We start from the raw sequence: 9,061 nt of genomic DNA, 5'->3' as shown, positions 1-9,061 counted from the left end.
GCGAGGCCCGTGCCGGACATCCCGCGCAAGCCATAACAAGCAGCCGGGAGGGCCTCCATGTCCAACGTTCGCGTTCTCGCCACCGACCTCGAATTTCCCGAAGGGCCGGTTGTGATGCCGGACGGCTCGGTCGTGCTGGTGGAAATCCGCGGCCAGCGTCTGACCCGCGTTTATCCCGACGGCCGCAAGGAGATTGTCGCCAAGGTCCCGGGCGGCCCGAATGGTGCGGCGCTCGGGCCCGACGGCAAGATCTATATCTGCAACAATGGCGGCTTCTCCTGGCATCCGGCCGGCAAGATGATCATGCCGGGACCGCAGCCGGATGATTATCTCGGCGGGTCGATCCAGCGCGTCGATCTGCAATCGGGCAAGATCGAGACCGTCGTGACCAAATGCGGCGAGCATGATCTGCGCGGGCCAAATGATTTGGTGTTCGACAAGCACGGCGGCCTCTGGTTCTCCGATCTCGGCAAACGCCGCGCGCGCGAGATGGATGTCGGCGGCATGTACTATCTCAAGCCCGGCATGAAGGAGATCGTCGAGGTCGTGCATGGCGTGCTGCCGGCGAACGGCATCGGGCTGTCGCCGGACGAGAACACTGTCTACATCGCGGAAACGCCGACGGGGCGGCTCTGGGCCTACGAGCTCTCCGCGCCCGGCATGCTCAAGCCGCGTGAGGTGATCTACCGCGGCGAGCGGGGCCAGCCGATCTGCGGCCTCGGCGGCTACCAGATGTTCGACTCGCTCGCGGTGGAGGCCAACGGCAATGTCTGCGTCGCCACGCTTGTTTCCGGCTGCATTTCGGTGATCGCCCCCGACGGCACCCTGGTTGAGCAGGTCCCGACCGGCGACCGCGTCACCACCAACATCGCGTTCGGCGGCCCCGGGCTGAAGACCGCTTACATCACGCTGTCCGGCAAGGGCGAGCTGATCGCCATGGACTGGCCGCGCGGCGGATTGCCTCTCAATTTCCTAAACAAGTGAACGGTGCTAGTTACCGTCATTGCGAGCGGCTTGTCCGCCATAGCTCGCAGAGCGACGGCGGAAGCGAAGCAATCCAGGAATTCCTCCGCGGAGACAGTCCGGATTGCTTCGCCGCCTCGCTTCTCGCAATGACATAAGGAGACTTCAAATGCCCTGGCCTGATCCCATCACCCTGCGTGGACAGCACGCCCGTCTCGAGCCGCTGTCGCATCAGCACCGCGAGGGGCTGGTGGAGGCCGTGAAGGACGGCGAGCTCTCCACGATCTGGTACACCGCGATTCCGACGCCTGAGAACATGGCCAAGGAAATCGACCGCCGGCTCGGTCTTCAGACCGCGGGCTCGATGCTGCCGTTCACCGTGTTCGATGCCGGCGGCAACATCGTGGGCATGACAACCTATATGAACATCGATGCCGCCAACCGCCGCGTCGAGATCGGCTCGACCTGGTATGGCAAGAGCGCACAGCGCGGGCCGCTCAACACGCAGTGCAAGATTCTGCTGCTCACCCACGCGTTCGAAACTCTGAACTGCATCGCGGTGGAATTCCGCACGCATTTCTTCAACCATCAGAGCCGCCGCGCCATCGAGCGTCTCGGCGCCAAGCAGGACGGCATTCTGCGCAGCCATCAGGTGACGCCGAACGGCACGCTGCGCGACACCGTGGTTTACAGCATCACCGCGGCTGAATGGCAGACGGTGCGAACGCATTTGAACTATCAACTCAACGATAAGCCGCGCTAAAGGCGGCCGAGGTACCATGGATAGATTTGATTATGTGATCGTCGGTGCGGGCTCCGCCGGTTGCGTGCTCACCAGCCGGCTCAGCGAAGATCCCTCGACCAGCGTCTGCGTGCTCGAGGCCGGCCCGAGCGACTGGCATCCCTACATCCATCTGCCGGCGGGCTTCATCAAGACCTTCCACATGAAGAGCATCAACTGGGCCTACCAGCAGGAGGTTGGACCCTGGACCGGCGGGCGCAGCATCTACGCGCCGCGCGGCAAGACGCTCGGCGGCTCGTCCTCGATCAACGGCCACATCTACAACCGCGGCCAGCGGATGGATTTCGACACCTGGGCGCAGATGGGCAATCGCGGCTGGGGCTATGCCGACGTGCTGCCCTACTTCCGGCGGCTGGAGAAACGGGTCGGCGAGGGCGAAGACATTTATCGCGGTCGCGACGGCAACCTCACCGTCACCACGATGAACTGGCGCGACCCGCTCTGCGAAGCCTTCATGGAAGGCGCGGTCTCGCTCGGCATTCCCCGCAATCCCGATTACAACGGCGCGAAGCAGGAAGGCGTCTCCTACTGCCAGCGCACCATCGACAAGGGCTTGCGTGTCTCCGGCTCGACGGCGTTCCTCAAGCCCGCGATGAAGCGGCCCAACGTGCATGTGCACACGCATGCGCATGCGACCGAGATCATCTTCGAGGGCAAGCGCGCCGTCGGCGTGCGCTACATGGAGGGCGGCCGCGGCGGCACGCCGGTGGAGGTGCGCGCCAACAAGGAAGTGATCCTCTCCGGCGGCACCTATAATTCGCCGCAGCTGCTCCAGCTCTCCGGAATCGGCTCGCCCGATCTGCTCGGCGCCCACGGCATCGCCGTGCGTCACGCGCTGCCCGTCGGCGAAGGCCTGCAAGACCATTACGCGCCGCGCACAGTGGCGCGCGTAAAAGACATCAGGACCATCAACGAGCTCCGCCGCGGCTTTTCGCTGTGGATCGAGGCGCTGAAATGGGCGACCGCGCGCAAAGGCCTGCTTTCGCTGTCGCCGACCATGGTCTATTGCTTCTGGCACTCCGGCGAAAGCGCCGACAGCTCCGACCTGCAGCTTACGTTCACGCCGGCGAGCTACAAGGAAGGTGTGCAGGGCCAGCTCGAGGACCAGCCCGGCATGACGGTGGCCTCCTGGCAGCAACGCCCCGAGAGCCGCGGCTATGTCCGCATCCGCTCCAACGATCCCTTTGCGCCGCCCATCATCCAGACCAACTATCTCGACGCCGAGCTCGACCGTCGCGTCATCGTCGGTGGCATGAAGCTCGCGCGCAGGCTTTTGAAGTCCGCGCCGCTGTCGCGCTATTATGCCTATGAGGATTTCCCGGGCCCGAACATCAACACCGACGACGAATTCCTGGCGGCAGCCACCGAACGCGGCACCACCACCTTCCACCCCGGCTGCACCTGCCGCATGGGCCCGGCGGATTCGAGCTGGGCGGTGGTGGACGACCAGCTTCGCGTTCATGGCTTGGAGGGGCTGCGCGTGATCGATGCGTCGGTGATGCCGCGCATGATCTCGGCGAACCTGAACGCCTCCACCATGATGATCGCCGATCGTGCGTCGGATCTCATCCGCGGCAAGCAGCCGATGGAATCCGCGCGCGTGCCGGATGCCGCGGTGGCGTGAGGGGCGCAACTGCGCAGGGTGGGTTAGCCCCGCGACTGCGCGAAGCGCAGTTCGCGCGGCGTAACCCACCGCTTCTCTCGACGCGGAAACGAAAGAGGTGGGTTACGCTGACGCTAACCCACCCTACGGTCTTTTTATTCTGTAGCTACAAAATATTGACGGCCGGATAAATCGTAGCGACATTATAGTCGATGAAAATCGTCCGGGATGAACCGAAGCGGCTCGCCAACCTCGACAAGCACGGGTTGGATTTTGCCGATCTCGACGAAACGTTTCCGTCGCATAACAGAAGCCAGCGCTGGGTTGCGACCGGCGCGAGTACCCGTGGTGTCATTGTTGTTGCGTTCGCCCGGTTGGGGCGCGAGGGCATCAGCGTCATCAGCATGCGCCCCGCAAGCCGTAGCGAAAGGAAACTCTATGCCAAACGCTAAAAAGAAGTCGGGCTACACCAAAAAAGACTTGCACGATGTCAGCGACAATCCGGAACTGACAAAGGCAGATTTCGCTAAGGCGCGCCCGTTTTCTGAAGTCTTCCCCGACCTCAGCGCATCCATTCGCAATGGCCGCGGCCCGAACAAGTCGCCGACAAAGAAGCTGGTCTCTTTACGCCTAAGCCAGGACGTGATCACGCATTTCAAGTCGACCGGGCCAGGCTGGCAATCGCGGATCGACGAGACCTTGCGCAAGGCGGTGAAGCGTAAGGCGTCGGCGTGATGACAGTCCCGTAGCCCGGATGGAGCGCAGCGCAATCCGGGACGACTGCATCGGCCCGCACGCCATGCCCCGGATTTCGCTGCGCTCCATCCGGGCTACGATTTGCAGTCGCATTTGAATTGTCCCGACGGGCAAAACACTTCGCGCGCCGTCAATTCCTCCCCACAAAAATATTCCACTTTACCGAAATTCGGAATTGCGGCATAAGTCGAAACAGCCCGACCCACGAAGAGGGGCGGTTCGCGAGTCGTTCGAAACGCGGGCCGGGTTGCGGTGGACGCGGCAGCGTCGGCACGAGAGGTGCGGGCAGGGCGGGTAGTCCCTGTGAGTCCGTGGCCGCGTGTAGACGGACGGCGCTGAGCGCGTACGGCAAAACCGTGTGGTCCTGGCCGTCGTTGCTACGGTCAAGCCTTTCGCGGAGATGTGCGCGAGCCCAACCGGGCAGACGGCATTGTCAATTCGCGGGGTGAGGGAGGCCAGAAGGAACTCGGCTCCCGGGAGAGCACGGCATAAGCCGTCCGACCATCGCGCAGGGAAGGCCGTGTGTTCGGCCGCACCTGTATGCCGCTGTGCAGTCCTTTTGCGCTATCTACGCACAGCGGACCGTGGGTGCCAAGCCGGCACCCGGCCTTCCCTGCGCCCTCTTTTTTTGGCGGGCGAGGAATGAGCAAAGCTCGGGCGAAATGCGCCGCGAGGATGCGAAGGTGTGTCTGCGATTGCACGCTCACTGTCATCGCCCGCGAAGGCGGGCGATCCAGTACTCCGAGACAGTAGTGGTTCAGCCGAGAAGTCGCGGCGTACTGGATTCCCCGCCTTCGCGGGGAATGACACCGGTGGCTGGAGCGAGAGCGCGTAGGATGGGTAGAGCGAAGCGAAACCATCAGCTCCAACATCGCGGGAACAGTTTGATGGGTTTCGCTCCGCTCTACCCATCCTACAAGGCTTCTTACACTTCCCGTCGGCTCAAGAACGCCAGCCGCTCGAACAAATGCACGTCCTGCTCGTTCTTCAGCAGGGCACCGTGCAGCGGCGGAATGAGCTTGCGCGGGTCGCGCTCCCGCAGTTGTTCGACGGTCATGTCTTCGTTGAGCAGCAGCTTCAGCCAGTCAAGCAGCTCTGACGTCGACGGCTTCTTCTTCAACCCGGGCACCTCGCGCACCTCGAAGAAGATCCGCAGCGCTTCCTCGACCAGGCGCTTCTTGATGCCGGGGAAGTGGACGTCGACGATGCGGCCCATGGTGTCGGCGTCGGGGAACTTGATGTAGTGGAAGAAGCAGCGGCGGAGAAAAGCGTCCGGCAGCTCCTTCTCGTTGTTGGAGGTGATCATCATGATCGGGCGCTGCTTCGCCTTGATCGTCTCGCCGGTCTCGTAGACATGGAATTCCATGCGGTCGAGCTCGAGCAAGAGGTCGTTCGGGAATTCGATGTCGGCCTTGTCGATCTCGTCGATCAAGAGCACCGGGCGCTGCTCGGCGGCGAAGGCGTCCCACAGCTTGCCGCGCTTGATGTAGTTCTTGATGTCGGACACGCGGGCATCGCCGAGCTGGCTGTCGCGCAGGCGCGACACCGCGTCGTATTCATAGAGGCCCTGCTGCGCCTTGGTGGTGGACTTGATGTGCCAGGTCAGAAGCGGCGCGTTCAGCGCCTTCGCCACTTCCTCGGCCAGCACCGTCTTGCCGGTGCCGGGCTCGCCCTTGATCAGCAGCGGGCGCTCCAGCACGATCGAGGCGTTGACGGCGACCTTGAGATCGTCGGTCGCAACATAGTCCTTGGTGCCGGTAAATTTCATCGCGCGTCCTTGTTGGTCGTCGGCCGAGGCGTCGCCCTGGTCCAACAAACGGAACGGCCGCTCATGGCGGCCGTTCCTGGTTCGGTCAGGCTTTCAGACCCGTTTTATCAGCGAAAGGATGACCAGCACAATCACCGCGCCGATCGTGGCGTCCAGGATCGAACCCAGCGTGCCCGTTGCCAGCGCGATGCCGAGCTGCGGCAGCACCCAGCCCGCGACCAGCGCGCCGATGATGCCGACAACGATGTTGCCGAGCAGGCCAAATCCCGCGCCATGGACAATTTTACCGGCGAGCCAGCCGGCGATGGCGCCGATGATGAGTGCTGCGAGAATTCCCATTGCGAACGTCCCTAAAACAACCCCTTGAGGCCACCAATTCTAGAGCAAAAAGCCGCCCGGTCCAGCGCCCGGCGCTGGTCTCGGCCCCTTGACGTCGGCCACCCGACGGGCAATCTGTCACCTATGTTCCTGCAATTCTTTACGTCTCTGCGCGATGCGCAGGTCCCCGTGACGCTGCGCGAATACCTCACGTTGATGGAGGCGCTCGACGCCGACCTCGCGGACTACACGGTCGAGAACTTCTACTATCTGTCGCGCACCTCGCTGGTGAAGGACGAGCGCAACCTCGACAAGTTCGACCGCGTCTTCGGCACCGTGTTCAAGGGGCTGGAAAGCCTGCTCGACGCCATGGAGGGGGCCGAGATCCCCGAGGAGTGGCTGAAAAAGCTCGCCGAAAAATACCTCACCGAGGAAGAGAAGAAGCAGATCGAGGCCATGGGCTGGGACAAGCTCATGGAGACCCTGAAGAAGCGGCTCGAGGAGCAGAAGGGCCGGCACCAGGGCGGCTCGAAGTGGATCGGTACGGCCGGCACTTCGCCGTTCGGCGCGCACGGCTACAATCCCGAGGGCGTCCGCATCGGCCAGGAGAAGAACCGCAACAACCGCGCCGTGAAGGTGTGGGACAAGCGCGAATTCAAGGATCTCGACGGCAATGTCGAGCTCGGCATCCGCAACATCAAGGTGGCGCTGCGCCGCCTGCGCAAGTTTGCGCGCACCGGCGCGCCGGACGAGCTCGATCTCGACAACACGATCAAGGAGACCGCCAACCACGGCTATCTCGACGTGGTGATGCGCCCCGAGCGGCGCAACGCGGTCAAGCTCTTGGTGTTCTTCGACATCGGCGGCTCGATGGATTCGCATATCGAGCAGGTCGAGGAGCTGTTCTCGGCGGCGAAGAGCGAGTTCAAGCACATGGAGTATTTCTACTTCCACAATTGCCTCTATGAGGGCGTGTGGAAGCAGAACAAGCGCCGCTTCACCGACCGCACGCCGACCTGGGACGTGCTGCACAAGTATCCGCACGACTACAAGGTCGTGTTCGTCGGCGATGCCTCGATGTCGCCTTACGAGATCATGGTGCCGGGCGGCTCAGTCGAGCATGTCAACGAGGAGCCGGGCTCGATCTGGCTCGACCGCATCATTCGCACCTATCCGCATTCGGTGTGGCTCAATCCGGTCGCTCAGAAGCACTGGGACTATTCGGAATCCACCACCATCATCAAACGCATCTTCGCCAATCGCATGTACCCGATCACGATCGAAGGTCTGGAAGGTGCGATGAAGGAATTGACGCACTAGCTGCACGCGCCGTCAGTCCGGACGGCCGCGCTAGCCGCCGACAAGAGGGAGAAGCACATGCCCCAAAACATCACCCGCGGTATCAAGGCGCTGATCGACGAGGCCAATGCCGAGATCGAGACGCTCACCGCCAAGGACGCCATCGAGATCTCCAAGAACGGCGACGTCGTCATCGTCGACATTCGCGATCCCCGCGAGATCGAGCGCGACGGCCGCATTCCCGGCGCGTTCGCCTGTACCCGCGGCATGCTGGAATTCTGGATCGATCCGCAGAGCCCGTATGCCAAGCCGGTGTTCCAGGAGGACAAGAAGTTCGTGTTCCACTGCGCCGGAGGCCTGCGCTCCGCGCTCGCCGCCAAGACCGCGCAGGACATGGGCCTGAAACCCGTCGCCCACATCGCCGGCGGCTACGCCGCCTGGCGCGACGCCGGTGGTCCGGTGGAGCAGTGGGAGCCGAAGAAGAAGGGGTGAGGGGTGTTTCGCTGTCGCTCCAATCTCCGGCGTCATTCCCCGCGAAGGCGGGGAATCCAGTACGCCGCGGCCTCTCCGCTCGATCACAACCGCCTCTGGAATACTGGATCGCCCGGCCAAGCCGGGAGATGACAGTGGAGTTTGATGCGCACTGCTTCAATCTCCCTCGTGCTACGCACGCCCCGGACTGACAAGAAAGACCTCGTATGACCGATCCCCTCGTCTCCACAGAATGGCTCGCCGCCCACATCAACGACGCCAACGTCAAGGTGCTCGACGCCAGCTTCAAGCTGCCCGGAGTGCTGCCGCTGCCGAAGGACGACTATCTCGCCGCGCATCTGCCGGGCGCTGTGTTCTTCGACGTCGATGCCGTGTCGGATCATTCCAACCCGCTGCCGCATATGTTTCCGAGCGCCGAGCAGTTCGGCCGCGACGCCGGCCAACTCGGCATCTCCAATGCCGACACCGTCGTCCTCTACGATGCCGGCGGCTGGGTCGCTGCGCCCCGCGCGTGGTGGATGTTCCTGTCCTACGGCCACAGCAATGTGCGCATCCTCAATGGCGGCCTGAAGAAGTGGCGCGCCGAGGAACGCGCGACCGAGAGCGGCGAAGTGAAGCCGAGGCCGCAGACCTTCAAGGCGAGCTATGACGCCAAGCGCGTGCGCAGCATGCAGCAGCTGATCGCCAACGTCGAAAGCCGCGCCGAGCAGGTGATCGACGCACGACCGGCCGAGCGTTTCGAGGGCCGCGCAGCTGAGCCGCGCGCGGGCATCCGTTCCGGTCACATCCCAGGCGCTCGCAACGTGCCCTACGCCGGCCTGTTCAATGCTGCGACCGGCGAGATGAAGCAGCTTGATGATCTCCGCGCCGCGTTCGCGAGCGCCGGCGTGAAGCTCGATGCGCCGATCGTGACGAGCTGCGGCTCGGGCGTCTCGGCCGGCGTGCTGACGCTCGCGCTGTATCGCCTGGGCGTCGCCGATACCGCACTCTATGACGGCTCATGGTCGGAATGGGGCCAGGAAAAAGGTCCGCCGATCGCGACCGGACCGGCGTAAGCTTT

General features: G+C 63.4%; 10 protein-coding genes. 8 read left to right on the top strand and 2 right to left on the bottom strand.

The features are described from left to right. Positions 1-57: 57 nt before the first annotated feature. The 5 genes from UB31_RS31135 to UB31_RS31115 all read left to right on the top strand — a co-directional run bounded on the left by UB31_RS31135 (position 58) and on the right by UB31_RS31115 (position 4,103). The gene (locus tag UB31_RS31135) at positions 58-984 is read left to right on the top strand and encodes an SMP-30/gluconolactonase/LRE family protein (RefSeq protein ID WP_045013585.1); all 927 of its coding nucleotides are present in this window, start codon (positions 58-60) and stop codon (positions 982-984) included. A 148-nt stretch (positions 985-1,132) separates the two neighbouring features. Further along, positions 1,133-1,726, top strand: a complete 594-nt coding sequence (locus UB31_RS31130; protein WP_045013584.1) for a GNAT family N-acetyltransferase — start codon at positions 1,133-1,135, stop codon at positions 1,724-1,726. Positions 1,727-1,742: 16 nt separating this feature from the next. Then, positions 1,743-3,389, top strand: coding sequence for a GMC family oxidoreductase (locus UB31_RS31125; protein WP_045013583.1), 1,647 nt, complete (start codon positions 1,743-1,745; stop codon positions 3,387-3,389). Between the two features lie 191 nt (positions 3,390-3,580). Further along, a complete protein-coding gene (locus UB31_RS31120) occupies positions 3,581-3,820 on the top strand; it encodes a BrnT family toxin (RefSeq protein WP_045013582.1) in 240 nt (79 codons plus the stop codon). After that, positions 3,807-4,103 carry a BrnA antitoxin family protein gene (locus UB31_RS31115; protein ID WP_045013581.1) on the top strand — a complete coding sequence of 99 codons (297 nt, stop codon included), beginning with the start codon at positions 3,807-3,809 and terminating at the stop codon, positions 4,101-4,103. The genes UB31_RS31120 and UB31_RS31115 overlap by 14 nt, the downstream gene beginning before the upstream one ends. A gap of 946 nt (positions 4,104-5,049) precedes the next feature. Here UB31_RS31115 and UB31_RS31110 read toward each other — a convergent pair. Together UB31_RS31110 and UB31_RS31105 are read right to left on the bottom strand one after the other, a co-directional pair. Beyond that, positions 5,050-5,892 (bottom strand): AAA family ATPase, encoded by an 843-nt coding sequence (locus UB31_RS31110; RefSeq protein ID WP_045002260.1) that lies wholly within the window; start codon positions 5,890-5,892, stop codon positions 5,050-5,052. A 93-nt stretch (positions 5,893-5,985) separates the two neighbouring features. Next, the gene (locus UB31_RS31105; RefSeq protein WP_045002165.1) at positions 5,986-6,231 is read right to left on the bottom strand and encodes a GlsB/YeaQ/YmgE family stress response membrane protein; all 246 of its coding nucleotides are present in this window, start codon (positions 6,229-6,231) and stop codon (positions 5,986-5,988) included. Between the two features lie 123 nt (positions 6,232-6,354). Here UB31_RS31105 and UB31_RS31100 point away from each other — a divergent pair, with 123 nt between their 5' ends. The 3 genes from UB31_RS31100 to sseA all read left to right on the top strand — a co-directional run bounded on the left by UB31_RS31100 (position 6,355) and on the right by sseA (position 9,056). After that, entirely contained in the window at positions 6,355-7,530 is a 1,176-nt protein-coding gene (locus UB31_RS31100; RefSeq protein WP_045002166.1) for a vWA domain-containing protein, read from the top strand. Positions 7,531-7,587: 57 nt separating this feature from the next. Further along, positions 7,588-8,001 carry a rhodanese-like domain-containing protein gene (locus UB31_RS31095; RefSeq protein WP_045002167.1) on the top strand — a complete coding sequence of 138 codons (414 nt, stop codon included), beginning with the start codon at positions 7,588-7,590 and terminating at the stop codon, positions 7,999-8,001. A gap of 206 nt (positions 8,002-8,207) precedes the next feature. After that, the gene (gene sseA, locus UB31_RS31090) at positions 8,208-9,056 is read left to right on the top strand and encodes a 3-mercaptopyruvate sulfurtransferase (RefSeq protein WP_045013580.1); all 849 of its coding nucleotides are present in this window, start codon (positions 8,208-8,210) and stop codon (positions 9,054-9,056) included. Positions 9,057-9,061 lie beyond the last annotated feature (5 nt).

The sequence above is a fragment of the Bradyrhizobium sp. LTSP849 genome (genome assembly GCF_000938255.1).
In the GTDB taxonomy this organism is placed as follows: Bacteria; Pseudomonadota; Alphaproteobacteria; order Rhizobiales; family Xanthobacteraceae; genus Bradyrhizobium.
This window is presented reverse-complemented; position numbering and strand designations above follow the sequence as displayed.